This window comes from Gorillibacterium massiliense (assembly GCF_000455485.1).
Classification (GTDB): domain Bacteria; phylum Bacillota; class Bacilli; order Paenibacillales; family NBRC-103111; genus Gorillibacterium; species Gorillibacterium massiliense.
In genome coordinates, this window is sequence record NZ_CBQR020000092.1 from 40,522 (window position 1) to 59,768 (window position 19,247).

The 19,247-nt window shown below is 50.3% G+C and carries 13 protein-coding genes; 3 read left to right on the forward strand and 10 right to left on the reverse strand.

Annotation, left to right across the window (positions count from 1 at the left end; all coding sequences use genetic code 11):
• Positions 1-34: 34 nt before the first annotated feature.
• A complete protein-coding gene (locus TJ79_RS25905; protein ID WP_052339475.1) occupies positions 35-3,829 on the reverse strand; it encodes a glycosyltransferase family 39 protein in 3,795 nt (1,264 codons plus the stop codon).
• Positions 3,830-3,996: 167 nt separating this feature from the next.
• Positions 3,997-4,263 (reverse strand): hypothetical protein, encoded by a 267-nt coding sequence (locus tag TJ79_RS28675; protein WP_420319384.1) that lies wholly within the window; start codon positions 4,261-4,263, stop codon positions 3,997-3,999.
• 16 nt (positions 4,264-4,279) lie between these two features.
• On the opposite strand from TJ79_RS28675, the gene TJ79_RS10605 reads away from it, so the two are divergent.
• Together TJ79_RS10605 and TJ79_RS10610 are read left to right on the forward strand one after the other, a co-directional pair.
• Positions 4,280-4,849 (forward strand): M15 family metallopeptidase, encoded by a 570-nt coding sequence (locus TJ79_RS10605; RefSeq protein ID WP_052339477.1) that lies wholly within the window; start codon positions 4,280-4,282, stop codon positions 4,847-4,849.
• A 14-nt stretch (positions 4,850-4,863) separates the two neighbouring features.
• A complete protein-coding gene (locus tag TJ79_RS10610) occupies positions 4,864-5,826 on the forward strand; it encodes a DMT family transporter (RefSeq protein WP_052339478.1) in 963 nt (320 codons plus the stop codon).
• 103 nt (positions 5,827-5,929) lie between these two features.
• Here the strand turns inward: TJ79_RS10610 and TJ79_RS10615 are convergent, their stop codons facing one another.
• The 7 genes from TJ79_RS10615 to TJ79_RS10645 form a co-directional block, all read right to left on the reverse strand.
• The gene (locus tag TJ79_RS10615) at positions 5,930-6,385 is read right to left on the reverse strand and encodes a Dps family protein (RefSeq protein WP_040950274.1); all 456 of its coding nucleotides are present in this window, start codon (positions 6,383-6,385) and stop codon (positions 5,930-5,932) included.
• A 170-nt stretch (positions 6,386-6,555) separates the two neighbouring features.
• Complete coding sequence (locus tag TJ79_RS10620; protein ID WP_040950275.1) at positions 6,556-8,949, reverse strand: glycoside hydrolase family 95 protein; 2,394 nt, start codon at positions 8,947-8,949, stop codon at positions 6,556-6,558.
• A gap of 174 nt (positions 8,950-9,123) precedes the next feature.
• Positions 9,124-10,866: an ABC transporter substrate-binding protein gene (locus TJ79_RS10625; RefSeq protein WP_040950276.1), complete on the reverse strand. Its 1,743-nt coding sequence runs from the start codon at positions 10,864-10,866 to the stop codon at positions 9,124-9,126.
• A gap of 99 nt (positions 10,867-10,965) precedes the next feature.
• Positions 10,966-11,868, reverse strand: coding sequence for a carbohydrate ABC transporter permease (locus tag TJ79_RS10630; protein ID WP_040950329.1), 903 nt, complete (start codon positions 11,866-11,868; stop codon positions 10,966-10,968).
• Between the two features lie 22 nt (positions 11,869-11,890).
• The gene (locus TJ79_RS10635; RefSeq protein WP_238322951.1) at positions 11,891-12,826 is read right to left on the reverse strand and encodes an ABC transporter permease; all 936 of its coding nucleotides are present in this window, start codon (positions 12,824-12,826) and stop codon (positions 11,891-11,893) included.
• Between the two features lie 301 nt (positions 12,827-13,127).
• Positions 13,128-14,690, reverse strand: a complete 1,563-nt coding sequence (locus TJ79_RS10640) for a response regulator transcription factor (protein ID WP_040950278.1) — start codon at positions 14,688-14,690, stop codon at positions 13,128-13,130.
• Positions 14,683-16,485 carry a sensor histidine kinase gene (locus tag TJ79_RS10645; protein ID WP_040950279.1) on the reverse strand — a complete coding sequence of 601 codons (1,803 nt, stop codon included), beginning with the start codon at positions 16,483-16,485 and terminating at the stop codon, positions 14,683-14,685. The genes TJ79_RS10640 and TJ79_RS10645 overlap by 8 nt, the downstream gene beginning before the upstream one ends.
• A gap of 365 nt (positions 16,486-16,850) precedes the next feature.
• Between TJ79_RS10645 and TJ79_RS10650 the strand changes: the two genes are divergently transcribed.
• Positions 16,851-17,810, forward strand: a complete 960-nt coding sequence (locus TJ79_RS10650; protein WP_040950280.1) for an acetylxylan esterase — start codon at positions 16,851-16,853, stop codon at positions 17,808-17,810.
• A gap of 117 nt (positions 17,811-17,927) precedes the next feature.
• On the opposite strand, the gene TJ79_RS25915 is transcribed toward TJ79_RS10650, so the two are convergent.
• Entirely contained in the window at positions 17,928-19,229 is a 1,302-nt protein-coding gene (locus TJ79_RS25915; RefSeq protein WP_052339479.1) for a polysaccharide deacetylase family protein, read from the reverse strand.
• Positions 19,230-19,247: the final 18 nt, after the last annotated feature.

The following is a 19,247-nucleotide window of genomic DNA, read 5'->3' on the forward strand; positions in this document are numbered from 1 at the left end:
GATCATGGCAGACGGGCAAAAGCCGATCCGGCTATCAACTGAAGAATATCCAAGAATCGAACCAGCGCAGGAAGGTGGACACATAGGATTTGGATACCACCATACCGGACAGCACCGGGTAGAACATAATGAACAGGATGAGGCAAACGGCGGCATATCCCCACACCGCTTTTCGCCACGACGGATTTTTCTCCGTTAAATACTTACACAGATAGACAATAGCAAAAATCAAGAACGGTACCATGGCGAAATAGTGATAAATAAACGTCAGCCGGGTGACCAATATCCAAGGAACGTACTGCGAAAAGAACGCAATGACCGCCACGACCATGCCCCGATGGGGCTTTTTGCGGATAATCCACAACATGGCGATAAAGGCCACGAGGCCGACCCACCAAATGCCCGGGTTGCCGAAAGAAGAGATGCTGGACACTTCATTCCGTGGCAAATCCGGCGGCGAGCTATAGTACCAGATCGGCCGCGTCATAAACGGCCATTCATACCAGGTGGAAGAAAAGCCGTGTGTAGCCTTGAGTTTGCTATGGTAGTCCCACATATCCTTTTGATACTGGACTAGTTGGTGGACGGTTTTCGGCTCGCCCTTCACCATCATGTACGGAAGGAAAGTCAGGCTGTAAATCATCGTCGGAATGATAACGAAAAACAGCGAGGCCCAGCCTACCGTTTTAGCGGTGCTTGGGAAGAATGTTTTGCGGATGTGCTCATACCTGCTCCGCCGCTCCGGCTGATTCGCCGTCTCAGGCATTGCCAGCAGCTGTCCGGCTGTGGACCACTGCCGGTACCGCTCAAAGAGCGACAGGAAGAAAATGAGCGCCAACCCAGCGCCGCCATAAAGCGCGATCCATTTGCTGGCCGCCCCGATGCCGAAGAATAAGCCCGACAAGAAAAGCGGCACAAGGGTTTTGCGCAGCGGCACGTCATAGAAGCTCAGGCTGTAATACCGGTACATGAAGTAAAACATGATGATAATGAAGAAAACGCCGTAAGAATCGATGGTCGCAATCCGCGTTTGGGCAAAGTGCATGAAGTCGACCGCCATGAGAAAACTAGCGAGCAGCGCCCATTCGGAACGGTGAAACAGCCTTTTACCAAACAGATACATGAGCGGAACCATGAAGATCCCTACCAGAGTACCAGAGATGCGCCAGCCGAAGGGGTTCATGCCAAACACCTTGATCCCGAGAGCAATAAACAGCTTGCCCAGCGGCGGGTGGGTGTTCTCGTAAGGCTTCATCAGGTGGATATGCTCAAAAGCCGTGCGGGCGTGATAGATTTCATCAAAGTAGGTTTTGTCCATAAAAGTAGGTTTTTTCACTGCCCACTTCTGCTCATCAAAAAGGTTATTGGCCGTGCCTTTGACCGGAGGCTTGGTTTCGTCCTCATTTACGGATAAAACCGGAACCGGGGTATCGCTGTCTTTTTCATAAAAGGCCAACTCATTTAGAGTAAATCCCGAGCTTATCGACGTCAAGCGAACATATCGGGCGGAAACGTTCAGATTTTGCACATTCCAGTAGAAAACCGTCGTGTACGTGTTTTCGATGGTAACCGGATTTCCCCAGTTATCGGGCGTCTCGGCAAAATCCAGTTGGAACTTGCCTTCACCGATCCCATCAAAGGAGTTGACCCGTTCCAGCGAGTGTACGCTGCCTAAATCGATGACAACCGATCCGTTATAAGCCGGCTTCCAGGACGTTTCCGGCGAGTGATGGGAGCCGAGATGAACCAGAGCGACAATGGCATAGGCCAGGGTGAGCCCGCCCATCCACAGCCAATCCTTTCGGGTGAAGCGGCTCATGTCCGCTCCTCCTACCGGGTGGAGCAAGCCAGGGACAGCAGATGGATCAGTTGGAAGAGCCGTCACGGTTTTTGCAGGTTCCAACGGGATCGTACGATCTCTTACCCATAAGTCATAGCCGATCTTGACGAGCCAGATGAACAGCAGCAGGTTGACGAGAGATACCGCCAGCAGCATATTATCCAGCTTCGGAATGGCCGACTGGCCTTGATACACATAATGCAGCACATGATGCATGTTCAAATATTGCGTAATGCTAAATGCGGCGAACAGGTGCAGGAAGCGTTTATCTTTCGAGAAAAGGTAGGCAATCAGCAGCAATCCGAGAGCCGGGAACATGTAGCGTTCATGCATTTTTGCCGCCAGCATGAATACCATCACGATAAGTAGCAGCGCGGTATAAATGGTTTTCGCCGGGTGCACGGTACGCTTGCTGAAATAAAGCAAAGCAGTCAAGAAGACGGCTGCGACGATGAACAGATTGCCCCAGGTCTGTACCGACATAAAGATTAACTTCGTGTCAGCCGACTGGAAGTTCATTCCCAAAAGCGTGTATAAGTTAAAAGCATTCAACGTCGTATAGTTGTACTGGCTTAACGTCGATTGGTATAAGTCAATGATCCAGCGCAAATTCCCTTTATGGATGGAAAAAGGAAGGATTAGCAGCAAAAAGGTTCCTGCCGCATACCCGACACTGGTGAGGAAACGGCGCCAGTTCCACTGCTGGAACACCGGATAGAGAATCGCCGGGGTAAAGATAAGCGCCTGCGGCTTGATCAAGACAGCCAAAGCAAAGAGAACGGCCGCCCACTCCCAACGGTTGCTTGTTAAGAGCAGGAATGAAGCCAGGATGAACAGGGTGAAAAAGGAATCGACTTGCCCCCATGCGGCGGAATCCACAATAAACGCCGGATTGAACAAGATGAGAAGTGCCATGCCGAAACCTGCCGAACTGCCAAGACGCTTGGCGCCGAGGCGATACAACAGCCAGGCTATCCCCAAATCGGCAAGGATCGCCGGCAGCTTGACCAAAATCAAGGCACCTTTCCCTGCCCACGACAGATGAAACCAGGAGGCCAATTTACCGATAATAAACAGCACATAAAGGTATCCCGGAGGATAGTCGGCAAACCAGTCGGCTCCCCCTTCATAAAAGCCCGAGAAATGCGCAGCTGCTTTTTCCGCCCAAGCTTTAAAGCTGCTGATGTCGTTAGCATATCCAGGAGAGGTCCCGGCGATATATAAGCGGATAAACAATGCGGCGCCCATAATCACCAAAAGCGTGAAATCCAAGCGTTTGTTCGGCTGCAGCCCCTCCTGATTGCGGCGGAACCATCTTTGGTAGACATAAATAAAAAATACATAGAAGATCAGCGCGTAACCGGCAATTCCCATAGCGGATACGTAATCGGGCAAATTGTCCGGATTCTCGGGAGCCGCCGTGGCGAAAGAAATAACCTGGGCGCCTGCCGGTACGGCATCGATTTTCTCTAATGCCACGTCATCGAAATAGGCTTTGCCTGTGGTCGTGCTGCCATAGCCGCCCAGACGCACAGCAACCTCAAGCTCATCCTGATTGTCGGCAGTGGTTCCATATAAAACCACCTGCTGCCAAGCTCCAGCTGTATCTTTGAAGTCGACAGATGTATCGTTAACGCCGATTATCGATACGTTCGCACCCTTTTGATTGGGTTCTCCCCCTATTACCTTCACATAGGCGGACAGTTTGTAGGTCGTATCCGGTTTGACCGCAACCTTCTGCACATAGCGGGCATCGTTGGCTTGGTAGCTCTCGATGTAGGCAGCATGCTGCCCCGTGTGAGCATCCTCTTGGACGACGGAAAAATTCGTTGCTTCGCTGCTCCACATATCCTGCAGCCAGGATGAGGGCTGATCGCCATTCAGATCTTCGAAGCTGCCGTTCTTAATGAGATTACTCCCATCGGCAAAACACGGGGTTGTCCCAAGGAGGATCAAAAAAAGGATGAGACCTGCACATTTTCTGAACAAGTATGACTTCTCCTTCCACAAACAATTGTCTTTGTTCATTATGCCAAATTGTGACGAGAAAGAACAGACACCTCTGCGCCGGATCATATTCCGGAAAATTGCCCCGTCCCAGCACACTCGTGCTATAATGTACGGGCAGGAGGTATTAAACCAATGAAAAAGAAATGCTACACCATGGCGGGTATCACCGCCGTTTTGGGAACGGCCGCAATCATCGGCGGCTGCGGCGGCAGCTCGTCCTCAAAGGGAACCGAAGCACCGCCGACCGCAATTGTCTCTTCCGTTCCGTCAACTTCAGAGCCTACCCTTGACCCCACGAAAACTCCCGAATCGACAGCGGCAAGCAGTGCGATCTCCCCAACGTCAGCACCCACGAGTAAAGCGACGAGCAAACCTACAGACTCTTCGAACTCATCGATAACAGCCGTTGCCAACCCGGAGAGCTTACAAGTGATTGCCAACAAGAACCGCGCTCTTCCCTCCAACTATATTCCAGACGATCTCGTCGAACCAAATGTTCCTTTTCCCTACAAGGAAAAAGTGGAAAAACGCAAGCTGCGCAAAGCAGCGGCTGACGCGCTCGAAGAAATGTTTGCCGGCGCATCCAATGACGGTTTAACGCTCTACGCAGTATCCGGCTACCGTTCCTATGCAACTCAGAAGAGCCTTTACAATCATTATGTAGAAACCCAAGGCGAAGAGCATGCTTCCCGTTACAGTGCTAAGCCGGGAACGAGCGAGCATCAAACCGGTCTCGCCATGGACGTATCCAGTCAAAGCGCCGGCTTTCAGTTGGAAGAAAACTTCGGCACCACCCCCGAAGGAAAATGGCTCGCCGCCCACTGCGCGGAGTACGGCTTCGTCATCCGGTATCCAAACGGTAAGGAAAATATCACCGGGTACGCCTATGAACCTTGGCATGTCCGTTATGTCGGCAAAGATGTCGCTCAGCAAGTAATGGCGAAAGGCACTACTCTCGAGGAGTTTTATCAATTGGCTGTCCCTGCATCGGGCAACTAGGAGAAACCTGTCTCATGATGAAAAAAGGCTATATGGCCGACATTGTCCTATTGTTCGTTACGTTCATATGGGGCATCATGTTTGTCTTTGTAAAACAAGCTGTAGAAGCGATGCCGCCCTTATCATATTTGGCGGTTCGTTTTTTACTGGCAGCTTTGCTCATTTTGCTAGTATGGAGGCCCATCACCGGCAAAGGCAAGAGGCTGGATCTGGCAACCGTTAAACGGGGATCGTTGCTGGGCATTATGCTGTTTGCAGGCTTCACCTTTCAAACCATTGGCCTGCAGCACACGACGGTGGCCAAAGCAGGCTTCATTACCGGCTTTAACGTTGTCCTTGTCCCCATTCTCTCTACCGTGATCTTTCGCTCCAAGCCATCGCGGATGGCGGTGTGGGGCGTTGCGGTTGCCGCATGTGGGTTTGCTGTCGTCTCTCTCGATAAGACGGAGCCCTTTCAATATGGCGACGCCCTTGTGCTCATCGGCGCCTTTGCTTTTGCGCTGCACATTCTGATGACTGGCCGCTTCACCCAGGAACGGGAACATGATGCCTACTCCCTGGTGTTCGTTCAGCTTGCCGCTGTCTCGCTCCTCAGTTTCGCCGGCTCCTTTGCGACTGAGCCTTGGCAGGAAGGCTTGTCGGCATCCGTACTGTTTAAGCCGGCAGTCATCCGCGCCCTGGTGATCGGAGCGGTGTTTGCGACGGCCTTCGCCTATTGGGCGCAAACCTTCTTCCAGCGCTACACATCGGCAACCCACACGGCGCTCATCTTCAGCATGGAGCCGGTATTTGCTGCTGCAGCCGCCATCGTCTTATCCGATGAGCGGATGGCGCTGCAAACCGCCTTCGGCTGTGCATTAATCTTCGCCGGCATCATCCTGGCGGAATTCAAGCGGGATAAGAAAGCGGAAGGTGCCTTAACGCAATCCACTCAGGGAAACGCTTGGTCTGGTACTGAATCGGGCAGAACCGCATAACACCAAAAACCACACACTCTATATTCCATAAATTAACACAAAACAGGCAGATGAGAAAGAAGCGGCTTTCTCATCTGCCTGTTTTTATTGCACAACTCAGCCATTACCCCAAATAAGCACTGAGCATCCACAGATGTTTTTCTAATCCCGTGCGGATGCCAAGAAGAAGATCCTCGGTTCCTTTATCATTCTCAGCGGCTGCCGTATCCATCGTTTCCTTTAGTTCACTCAGCAGCTTACTGTAATCCTCCACAAGGGCACTGACCATTTCCTTGTAAGTCTCACCACCACGAGCTTCCTTGATTGTAGCAAGTGCCAGCGATTCCTTCAGAGTCGCAACCGGTTTGCCGCCCAAAGCCAACAAGCGCTCCGCCAGTTCATCCACATGAGCAGTGGTCTCATTGTACAGTTCTTCAAATTTGGCATGGAGAGTAAAAAAGGATTCACCTTTCACATACCAATGGAAGTTGTGCAGCTTCGTATAAAGAACAAACCCGTTGGCGATTTGCTTGTTGAGTCCTGCGGATACCCGGCTTTCTTTAATTTGCAATGTTGTCATGTTCAAATCCTCCTTTATTATATTTAGACTTATTCTAAATTCAATTCCATGTGCTAATCTTAACATGCTTAGCATTCCTCATCATGAAGATTCCATGAAGAATCACCACAAAAAAAAGCGCCTCCGAAATTCCACAAGAGAATCCCGAGAAGCGCTTATACGATTTGGATTTACCGCCGTGCAATGACGTACGTTTGATTGGGCTCGGCGTAGAAGACAAGATCTCCATCCACTTCTTCGCTTTGGACATCTGCATCAACTATTGCCAAAGCGGCTCCTTCATAGCGGACGCGACATAGACCGCCCTTGACGGATGTGATCACCGCTTGCTTCAGGCTGCCGTTCTCCCATTGCAGATCAACCTGGAAACCACCCCGGGCTTTAAGACCGGTAATAAATCCGTCGTTCCACTGGGCAGGTAGCGCAGGCAACAATTCCACCGCATCCAGATGACTTTGCAAAAGCATCTCGGCAATGCCCGCCGTTCCGCCAAAATTACCATCAATCTGAAAAGGCGGGTGTGCGTCGAAAAGATTCGGATAGGTGGAGCGGCTGAGCAGCGTTTCGATGTAACGATGGGCCGAGGCACCATCCCGCAGCCGGGCAAACTGGTTGATCAGCCATGCGCAGCTCCAACCAGTGTGCCCGCTTCCGCTGGCCAACCGCAGCTCCAACGTTTTGCGGGCGGCTTCTACGATCTCCGGACAATCCTTGCGGTTGATCAATGCAGCAGGATGCATTCCGTATAGATGCGAGAAGTGACGGTGGCCCGGCTCGCTCTCTTCATAGTCCTCATACCATTCCTGAAGCTGCCCGCGCCGACCGATACGGAATGGGGGCAGTTTGTCCTTTGCGGCCAACAGCTCATTCCGGAAATCACTTTCCGTATCCAATAGTGATGCTGCCTCGACGCAATGGCTAAACAGTTCGCGGATGATGGTGATATCCATCGTGGAAGCCTGGCTAACCGCACAGGGCTGGCCGTCTGCCGTTAGGAATTTGTTTTCCGGCGAGGTGGAAGGTACGGTGACGAGATAACCGTCAGGATTTTCCGTCAGCCAATCGAGACAGAATAACGCGGCTCCCTTCATGATCGGATAAGCCTTTTCCCGAAGGAAATCGGTATCTCCGGTAAAGCGGTAGTGCTCCCACAGATGGCGGGTAAGCCAAGCCCCACCCATCGGCCAGAATGCCCAGCAGGCTTGTCCGTCCGTCGGAGTAGACATTCTCCAAATATCCACGTTATGATGTGCGGTCCAGCCGCGACTGTTATAGTGAATGCGGGCGGTGCGAGCGCCTGTCGCGCTTAACTCCCCGAGCATTTCAAACAGCGGCTCATGGCATTCGCTCAAATTGCAGACTTCCGCCGGCCAATAATTCATCTGCGTATTGATGTTGATCGTGTAATCGCTGTTCCAGGGCGGTTGAACATGCTCGTTCCATATTCCCTGCAAGTTGGCAGGTTGGGTACCTGGACGTGAACTGCCCATCAGCAGGTAGCGGCCATATTGGAATAGCAGGCTTTCCAGTGCTGGATCGCTTGTTCCGTTGCGGTATGCGGCCAAGCGTTCATCGGTCGGCCGCTCAGCCGCCGACGGTTCCGTCTCCCCGAGGTGCAAATTGACACGGCGGAACAATGCTTGATGGTCGGCGAGGTGCCGGTTTGCAACCTTGCTATAACCTAAGACGACAGCGGCATCCAGATGTCCTCTGCAAAGCTGGGATACATCCACCTGGCTCAGGCGGGGATCCGTATCATAGCCCGCAAAATTGGTGCCCGCCGCCAGAAATAGCGTTACCCCGCTGGCGCCGGAAATCCGAATCGCTCCATCTTCCGCCGGTTCCATCCAGCCGTCATCGGTCAAGACCTGCAGACGGATTTCGAAACGGAGACCCCGATCCTCTTCGTACAGGATGGAATTAGGGTGATCGCCGCGGTAGTTATCGGCAATGTGACTCGGGCTCTGGCCGGAGAGAACGATCTCTCCCGCCCGGCCCAAGCTGATCTTGTTCCGCAGCAAGGATTCCAGACTTACCGTCGCCTGAATGGAGCCTGGACGTGACGCCTCCAAGCGAATCGCCATTACTTGATCGGGAACGCTGGCAAACACTTTACGGGTATAGGCGACACCGTCTAAGGTATATGACGTGAGGGCGATACCGGTGTCCAGATTCAATTCGCGCCTATATCCGGACCGATCCTCCTCTGCATAGCCTGCATGCTCCACCTTAACATAACCTAAAGGCATATAGGATTCGCAGCCGATGCCAGTGAGCTTTTCCTCTACAAGCTTCTCCGCTTCCACCAGCTTGTTCGCGAAAATCAACTCTCTTGCCGGCCGTAAATGCCGCAAAGCATCGTAGTCGTTGGTATCCCGGGGAAAACCCGACCACAATGTATCCTCGTTCAGTTGGATCCGTTCTTTGGTGCTGCCGCCGTATACCATGCCCCCGAGTCTTCCGTTTCCTACGGGCAGCGCTTCCTCCCAGCAAGCCGCCGGCTGCTTGTACCAAAGAAGCCATGGCTTATCCGCGCTCCACTCTATTTCTCTGCTATACGTCATGACATTCCTCCTGATCATACGCTATTCCCACAATGTATCGGTACAATAAAACCGCTAACCATTATTGTAACCCTTGAAAGGGCAACCGTCACGACAATTGTCCGCTTCCTTAAACTTGAAAACAGGCCCGCATATACCGGGCCTGTTCGCTTGTTTTGCTTTATTGACGTATGCTTATTTCCACAGTTCCAAACGTTGTTTAATCGCTTCGGTTCTGAGTTCGTTGGCTTTCTTCACGCCGGATTTATCCAGCTCAGCCATGTAAGCATCCCACAGTTTGTCGAATTGATCCGGCTTAGCCATGATCATTTCAGGAATACGTTTCCAGGTGATGTCTTTCAGCTTTTGCTCGATTACGCCCAAATCGGAATCTGCGGAAATCGGGATGTTCCAGGAAGCGCCCCAAGGTTTAACTGGGAATTTGTCCTCGCTCGGGAACAGGTCTTTCCAGGTTCCATAATTAGTGGCACCGTAAGCTTTCAGCACTTCTTTTTCTACATCGTTATAGCCAGCCACGATTTGCTCAGGGAAGTTCGTGGTGTAGTAGTTGCCGGATGGATCCTTCACGCCGTCGCCATAGTGAGCGCTCAGCAGGTTGTAGTTACCGATACCGGATTCTTTTGCAAAGTTGCTTGCGTCGTTGATTTTACGGTCATTGACTGCAGGAATAACGGTGCGAACGCCGTTTTCAACGGTGTAGTGTTTGCCTTCGATACCCCAGAACATCAGGACTTGGCCTTCATCGGAAGCCAGGTAATCCAGGAACTTGATGGCGCGAACCGGGTCTTTGCAATTCTTGGAGATGGAGACACCGCTACCGCCGGAGAAGCCGGTGGATTGGAAAGAGTGGTCTTCGTATTTATCGGATACAGTTACCGGATAGTGGCCGTATCCCAGATCGAACTTGCCTGCTGCCTTAAGCGCTTTCTCGCCGTCGCCGTAATCCCAGTCTTGGTCGATCAAACCGAGAACGCGACCGGTAGCGATTTTCGCTTTGTATTGGTCATACTTTTGGGTGAAGCTTTCCTTGTCCAACAGGCCGATATCGTTCATGTGGTTCAGCCATTTGAAGTATTCTTTTTCTTCTGGACGTGTAAAGTGATATTGGGCTTCGTAGGTTTGCGGGTTGATGTAGTATTCGCCGTCATCCGGTCCACCGGTTGCCAGGAAGGCCGGGTTGGTGACAGAGATGTACATGTGCCAGTCGTCAGCGTTCAAGGTAAGACCGATAGTCGGCTTGCCGTCGACAGTCGGGTGCTTGTCTTTGTATGCTTTGATAGCGTTTTCGAAATCCGTAACGGTACGGATTTTCGGGTAACCGAGCTCTTTAACTACCGCATGTTGAAGCTCGAAGCCGCCGCCTGCGGTAAAGTATTTTTGGCCGATGCCGTCGTAGCTGGGAATAGCGTAGATACCTTTGTCTTCATTGCTATAACGGGCGTGGCTGATTTGATCGCCAAGCACCTTTTTGATGTTAGGTGCGTATTTATCGATCAAGTCGGTCAAGTCAAGAACGGCGCCAGCGTCAACCAGCTTGCTAACGTCTTGTTTAGCGCTGATCAAGTCTGGATAGTCACCACTGGAAGCGATCAGAGCAACTTTTTGTTGAGGATCGCCGACGGCGAATTCCGCTTGAAGAGTAACGCCGGTTTTTTCGGTGAGCACTTTACCGACTTCGTCCTGCATATTGTTCCAGTTCGGGTTCGGGTCTTCGCTGAAGAAGCTGAACTTAATCGGAGTCAGATCTTCCGCAGGAGCTTTGCTCGCTTCAGTACTTGCGCTAGGAGCTGTGCTGGAGCCGGCAGCTGGGCTGGCGGATTCTTTTGAGTCATTTGATTTACCGCACGCCGCAAAAATCGACATGATCATAGCAGCGCTGAGGAACATGCTTAAACCTTTTGCTGTCTTTCCTCTCATGTTTGGTGAAACCTCCCTTATGAAATATAAAATATATTGTATAACAGGAGACGCTTGATCCTATACGGTTAAGGTCTCCTGTTTATACCGGAGTTAATCTTACGCTTTCACAGCGCCTAAAGTCATGCCTTTGACAAAGTACTTTTGCAGGAACGGATAAACAGCAAGGATCGGCACCGTTACGATAATGGTGATGGCCATCCGCACCGACTCCGGCGAAACCTTTGTCAGCATCGAGTTCAAGCCCTGCGAGTGAACATCGACGTTATTCCCCACCTGGGTGCTTTGCAGCACCTTCATCAACTCGTACTGGAGAGTCGTCAGGCTCGATTTGGAGCCGTTGAACAGGTAAGTATCGAACCAGGAGTTCCATTGTCCCACCGCCAGGAACAACGCGACGGTCGCGAGAACCGGCTTACAAAGTGGAAGAATGATTCTCCAGTAAATCGTAAAGTCATTGGCACCATCCAGCTTAGCGGATTCTTGAAGCGCGTAAGGAATGCCGTCGATAAACGAACGGATGATAAACACGTTGAAGGCACTAACCAGACCGGGAAGAACGTAAACCCAGAAGGAACCAAGAAGGTGCAAATCACGGAACAGGATGTATCCTGGGATCATGCCGCCAGAAATGTACATCGTCATCGCCAGGAAGACGGAAATCGCGCGTCTTGCCTGAAACTCGATGCGGCTCAGAGTGTAGGCCAGCATAGAGGCGCTTATCAGACCGAAGACAGTCCCAATGACGGTTCGCAGTACGGAAATTTTCAACCCCGTAAGCAGTCCCTTGTATGCGAATACCGTTTTGTAATTTTCAAAGGAGAACACCCGCGGCCAAATGGTGATGCCGCCTCTTACTGTATCAGTGGAATCGTTAAGGGATATCGCCAAAACGTTCAAAAACGGATAAAGCGTAACAACCAGAACGATCAGCATGACAAGAAGTACTAAAACATCAAACATTCTTTCCGACAAGGGCGCTTTTATACGGCTTGATTTCATGGCTATCATCTATGCACCCTCCCTACATGATGCTTTCTTTAGTTGTTTTCTTTAATATGCCGTTGGCAAGGAACACCAGGATGACACTGACCACTGAACCGAAGATGTTAATGGTCGTACCGAAGGAATATCGTCCCATAGCCAAGCCGTATTTCAAGGCATAGAGGTCAAGCACCTCGGAATAATCCGTCAGTAGGTTGTTGCTGAGCAGCATTTGCTTTTCAAAGCCGATACTAATCAAGTGTCCGATGTTCATGATAAACAGGACTGCGATGGTGGACCGGATACCCGGCAAGGTGATGTTCCAAATCTGCCGGATGCGTCCGGCTCCGTCAACCTTGGACGCTTCATAAAGTTCGGGGTCGATCCCGGTAATGGCGGCAAGGTAGATAATGGCGTTCCATCCCATTTCCTTCCATATATCCGAAACGGTGACAATGCCCCAGAAATACTTGCCTTTCGCCATAAAGTTGATAGGGGCATCTATAAGATGTAGATGCACGAGCAAGTTGTTAATGACACCGTCGTCGATGGACAGCATCTTGGTGACGATCCCGGCAACGACGACCCAGGATACGAAGTGAGGCAAGTAGGAGACGGTTTGAACCGTTCTCTTGAATATGCTTCCTCTGATCTCATTCAAAAGTACGGCGAATAAGATCGGGACAACGAATCCGAAGGTCAGCCCCAGTAAGCTCATAGCCAGCGTATTCCGCATAACCTGGTAGAACTTATCGTCCGAGAACAGCTCCTTGAAGTTGTCCAGTCCGACCCATTTTTGCTCGCTGAAGGATTTACCCGGTTTGAATTTTTGGAAGGCCATGGTCCAGCCCCAAATAGGAACGTACTGAAAGACGAAAGCCCATAATACGAAGGGAATCGACATCAAGTACAGATAGCGCTGCTGAATGAATATTTTCCAAAACGATGATGACTTCTTGACCGAAACCGCTTCCAACGGTTCTGGTAAATTTGTTACCGCTTTCAATTGCGATCCTCTCCCTCTGCAAAATCTACCGCTAGTCTTGTTGGATCTCTCATTCCTATACAAGGTGGAGTCCTTTTTCTCTGTACCACCATCATACAAAACGCGGCAGTCAGGAAATACCCGAATAATTTATCAAAATCCCATAGAATAATTAGATACCCAAACCCATATTCCGGAAAAAAATTTGGGTCTTTCCAACTACCCCTCTACGGGAATAGCGAAAAGACCCATGGCGCATTATCTTTTATGAACGGAACAGAAAGGGGGCTTTTTACCCTAATCCATCCTCATCGACTGTCGATTTACGGTAGGCAGACGGCGAGCAGCCCACGTATTTTTTGAATTTGCTGTGAAAATAATCCACATTGGTGTACCCTACGCGTTCCGCCACGTTGTAGATTTTGATCCCTTGCAAAATTAATTCCTTCGCCTTCTCGATCCGCACCTTGTCGACGTAGGTATTGAAGAACTCCCCTGTCTGGTGCTTGAACAGCTTGCCTAAATAGGCGCTGTTGTAATTGAATACCTCAGCCAAAGACTCCAGCTTGAGATTGTCTTGATAGTTGCGGTTAATCAAATGGATCATTTGCTTGACGATGTTATCGTTGCTGCCGCTGTCCGCAAGCTGCAAAAGATCAAGCAGCAGCTTACGTATGTAGGTCTGCATCTCCACAAAGTTCGTTTGCTCGTAAATGCCTCTTGCCAAAGGCGTCATGGCCTGTAGCTCGGATTTCAACTCCGGACGTGCCGCGAGCAGCTTGTTCAAAGCGTCATTGATCCAGTGAAAAGCCCGGTCTTTCGCCGTTTGCTCCGACATCTCATCAGCCGCTGCCAAGCAAAGCTCTTCCACTGCCGACAAAACCGCATCCCGACTGCCAATATCCAGAGCGTAATAGAGACGCTCATCCGGTGAATTCCGCTCCTCTTCCTCATTTCTTCCCACCGCAGCGGCACCGGGTGCCGTCAAAGGAATGGAATCCTTTGATATAATGGCTGATTTCTCATAGAAAAAGGCTAGTCTAACCAACTGCAGCGCCGATTCGCAGGCGTGTCCCACTTCCTGCAACCGGTAGACCACGTCGCTAGCTGCGCCATAAAATTGAAAATCGCCGCTCTTGGCGATGCCTGCAATTTCGGTGGAAATCGCCTTCAGCCCTTGCTCGTACTTGATCACGTCTTTCAACAGAATTCCAAGATAAGGACCGTTATAGAAAACAAGGCCTTTTCCTTTTTGATCAAAGTGCTCGGACAGCTTTCGTTTGAAGAGAAGTGTCGTTTCGGGATTCTCATCGGGATTGAGCAGCTTGAGCATCACCACTTGATAGGCTTTCCACAATAGGCCGAGCGGTTCCGCTTCCGCTTCGGCATCATCAGATTGCATTTGGTGGGGAAATTCCAGCAGGTTGTGAATGAACAGCTCCCTTTTCCAATTCCGAAGCTCGGTTTCCGCCACTTTCTCCTTGGTTAGCTTTTCGATGAGAAGCTGCAAATACTCGGCCAGCTCATCTTCGTCTACCGGTTTCAGGAGATAGCCGTCCACATGCAGCGACAATGACTTTTTGGCATATTCAAAATCCGCATACCCGGTGAGGATGAGGAAATGCACCTGTGAATCCATCGTCCTCAACCTTTCGATCAATTGCAAGCCGTCCATGCCGGGCATGCGAATATCAACGATCATCAAATCGGGGGACAGCGTTTGATGCAGCGCTAGCGCCTCATTGCCGTTTGCTGCCGCTCCCACAACCTCGAATCCGTAATCTTCCCAACCGACTATCGTCCGGAGCCCTTCGCGAATGGAAGGCTCATCATCGACAATCACCACTTTATACATTCCATTCCCTCCCTGCCTCGATGATAAAATGAATGTGCGTTCCAACGCCCAGCTCGCTTTCAATATGCAAGCCGTTATTTCCCCCGTAATACAGGAGCAGTCGCTGATGGACATTACGCAGCCCGATGCGGTTGCCTTCCCGATCCTCGGGGTCGTTGATCGCTTCATAAATCTGTTCAATTTTCTCCGCACTCATTCCGGCGCCGTTATCCGTAACATGAATATGCACCAAGTCACCCTCCATCTCCGCTTTTACAAGGATGGTACAGGTTCCCTCTTTGTTCTCAAGGCCATGGATAACAGAATTCTCGACCAAGGGCTGAATGATTAGCGGGGGCAAGCTGACTTTCTCCGCATAAGGCTCCACGTCGATCTCATAGGAGAGCCGGTCACCATAACGGAATTTTTGAATTTCCAGGTAGCAGCGAACCATCTCTAGCTCATCTTTAAGTGTAATGTTCCGCCCGCCTACCTCCAAGTTTTTCCGCATCAGCTTGCCGAGGGTGCGCACCACCTTGGATATTTCCGTTTCCCCTTTAATATGCGCCTTCATCCGGATGGACTCCAATGCATTGAACAGGAAGTGGGGATTGATTTGGCTCGCCATCATTTTGAATTTGATTTCATTTTGCTTGACCAGCAGATTTTCGTTTTGCCTGTGGGAGTCGTTTACCTCGTCCATTAGTTCTCGGATGCTGATGACCATGGAATTGAGCTGCCGGGAGAGCTGGCCAATTTCGTCGTTCCCGTCAACTTTGACCTCCGTATTCAAATTGCCCATGGACACCCGGCTGATCTGCCGGCTCATGATGTAGATGCGGCGTGTCAGCATTTGGGAGAATCCATAGAATAAAATGACGCCAACAAAAAGGCTGACCAAAATAATCCCGATGCCTTTCCAACTGATTGCTTTAGCCGAGCTCGTGATGTTGGCGACGGGAATGATGGAGATGATATGCAAACCATTCAAGCTTAGCGATGGTTGCAAATCCTCCACCAAAATTTTCGACAGCTTGCCGTTTACGTTCCCCGAGTAGATGCCGGTTTTCAGTTGGCCTTCTTCCTGGGTGAAATGAATGCCCTCCAGCGTCCGGTTCCGCAAAGTTTGGCGGTTTGCCGCGATCACGTAATTGTTATCGTCCACGATCATCGTATCGAAAGGCTCCTCGGCTACGATCGTGTTCAACACATTGGGATTGACGGCGATGACGAGTATGCCGAAGCTGAAGTATTGATTGAATTTGACTCGGCGAATAAGACTTAACTTAACCGAGTTGTTATTCGTTTCGTCCTCTATGGCGTACCAGACGATCTTCCCTTTACCCTCCGCGCCTTTTTGATACCAGTACTTCTGTGCTGTCGCTGCGTCCAGTGGAATGAACTCATAATTGTTGATCAAGGTAGGGTTGTCCATGTAAAAACGGATGCTGGACAGCTCCGGGTAAAACTGGATGTACTTGCGGATGATGTCATAATCCCGGTAATCCCGGACGATGTCATAGGCGGATTCATAATGCTTGTTGACGATTTCCGCCAAGTTTTTATCATAGCTTAAGATATACGATATATCGTTAAGAACCTTGAGGGTTTCCTCCGTCTGCTTCTTCACTTTAGCCACGTTTTCGCTTGCGCGGTTTATGGCGCTGTCCAGGGCCATTTGCCGAAGCTCGCTGGTCAAATAAGTACCGACGATAAGCACCGGCACGACGACGATAAACAAAAAGGAAAAGATCAGCTTGTTGCGGATCTTCAAGTCGTTAGTCTTGCGAAAGAACAGCCGGATTAACCGGATCATAAGTGTTCTCCTTCTTGTTGAAAATGAAGTTGTTGTAAGCGATTTCACCTCTGACAAAATAGGACTTATCTCTATTTTAAAATGAACACTCGGACAAAAACATATCATAATCAGTGTACAATTCATGTTACAATTAGTGATTTCTCAGGTCAAATTATTCAAATGTCAACATTGCACTACTTCCCGATTTTCCCGTAACCCGCAATGGGGTAAACGATGTCGATTCGTCAGAGGTAGATGAATCGAACTTTCCTCACGAATTTGGGAACAACAATAAAGCAGGAATAAATTACCATGACCCGGAAATCATGCTACAATGAGCGGGTCGGCTCCCAAGCCGCAATCCCTTCATCGGAGGCTGGAACATGGATGCAATCTTGAGACGCCATATGGAGTTACAAAGTTTTGTCTCCACCGATTACAGACAACCGGACTTTGATACTTTTTGGAACGGCATCTTAGCGAAAAACAGTGGTCCCGTCGGATTCACGCGAGATCAGGTTCTTACGCCACTCAAAGGAGTCAAAGCTTACAAAATCGTTTACGAAGGCGATGCGGAGACGCCCATTCACGCCCATTATCTGCTTCCGCCGTCGGCTTCAGACGGGAAGTTACCCTGCATTGTCCATTTCCACGGCTATACCGGAGCCAAGGGTGATCCGGAGGATTACGCCCACTGGCTGCTGCTCGGCTTTGCCGTATTTGCCGTAGATGTCCGCGGCCAAGGCGGCGAAACGGGCAATAGGCTTACCCAAAGCTTTGGCATGACCAAGGGGTGGATCACCCAAGGCATTCTGGCCCCCCATGATTGCTACTACAAAGCGATGGCCGTTGATACCATCCGGGCTGTGCAATGTGCCATGGCCCAACCGGAAAGCGATTCTTCCCGCATTATCGCCATGGGAACAAGCCAGGGTGGCGGCATGACTCTGCTTGCAACTGCACTTGTCCCAAGCATCGCTCTCGCCATCGCCGATATTCCGAACATGTGCCAAATGGATTTCGGCATCCTAAACTCCACCGGTTCCTTGACGGAGGTCGCCGATTTTTTGAACCGCCACCCTCAATATCTAGAGCAAGCTCTGGCTACGCTCAGCTATTTCGATATCGTCCACCTCGCAGAGCGGATCACCGTTCCCGTGCGTATATCCGTCGGGCTTAAAGACACGATTTGTATGCCGGAAACAGTCTATGCCGCCTACCATTCATTAGCATCCCTGGACAAAGAGCTGCAGGTGAACCCCTTCTTGGGTCATATGCTGGAAAATGGGCATACTCGCAAAGTCTACGCATTTATCCGCTCCCGCTTAAACTTGGATCAGTAACAGCAGGCATACGCCTGTCCATAGCTTTCACCGATTGATCCAATCATACGAAAGAGCCGACCCATCGGGCTGAAATCAGCCTATAGAGCGGCTCCTTTTTCATTTCGAAGGCTAGTTTTACTTAAAGACCACAAAGGTTAAATTCTCTTTTTTTAAATAATCCAAAATAGCAGGAAGTGCCTCCGCCGTGTACTTATCTTCATGCAGCACATATACGCCTCCGGAAGGTTCGACTTCATGAAAGTAGCGAACGATGTCCTCGGGTTTCTTGGCATTCCAGTCCTCCGGATCTCGATTCCACAGGAGTGTCTTCATATGCTGCAGCTTGGCCGTGGAGACCAGCTCATCGTTCACCTCGCCGTAGGGGGGACGAAATAAAGTAACGGGATTATGCGTTAACGATTCGATAAGGCTGCTCGTCGACGATAAGTTACTGCTCTGATTCTTTGCAGTGTTTTTCGTCAGTACACTGTGATCCCAAGAATGATTCCCGATCGACATGCCGTGCTCACTCGCATAAGTAACGGCTTCCGGATTGCGTTCCACGTTTTTCCCTACGAATAGAAACGTCGCTGCCACCTTGTGCTCTGTTAGAATATCCACGATCTTGTGGGTAAGCGGGGAAGGCCCATCATCAAAGGTTAAGGCGACGTAATTCTTCGGCAATCCGAAAAACTTCTTCTCTCCACCGATGTCGATGACTTCATAGTCCTTCCGATAGACGGTAGACTGATTCGAGGCTTGTTTGGTTGTAGTTCGGGTTGCGGCAGCAGCCTTAATTGAGACATCATCCTGAAGCAAGTCGTTCTTGGTTGCGGAGACCACCGATTCATTCGATTCATTCGATTCATCCGATTCATCCGCTTTTACAACGGCCTGCGCTATATCAATTTGGTCGCTAATAATGCTCACAGGATCTGCCTTGCCCTCGGAAGGGATCGATAATACAGCTAGCAAGCCGTATATAATCAAGAGCAGATTCGCCATTCTCAACGCTCGCAAAGCGAAGCGAGGCAGGAATTGGACTCGTTTTTCATCGAATTTCTTGGCTTCGCTTCCCTGCCCTTCCTCGTATATCGATATGAGCGGAAGGTCTGTTTCCCTAATCTGCTTGATCTTATTTATGTATTCTTCACTGCATGCAAAATAGAGCGTATCCCGAGAAACGCCTGTCGTTCTGATTACGGCACTATAAAATGCATTTCGGTAAGGATCCCATTTGGGGTAGGGAGAGAGTCGAGTCCTGCCTCCAGTGAGCGGCTGCAACGCTTCAAGCCCAAGGAACGTAAACTCGTCTATATCAATCACGTATGCAGCTTGCCTGTCTTCATCGCTTACGACGACCTTGATTTGAAAACCACCATCAAAGGTCTTCCGAAGAGAAAGCAGCTCCATCACCTGTGTACTGTATGTTTCCATACCATCTTCGTCCTTCTC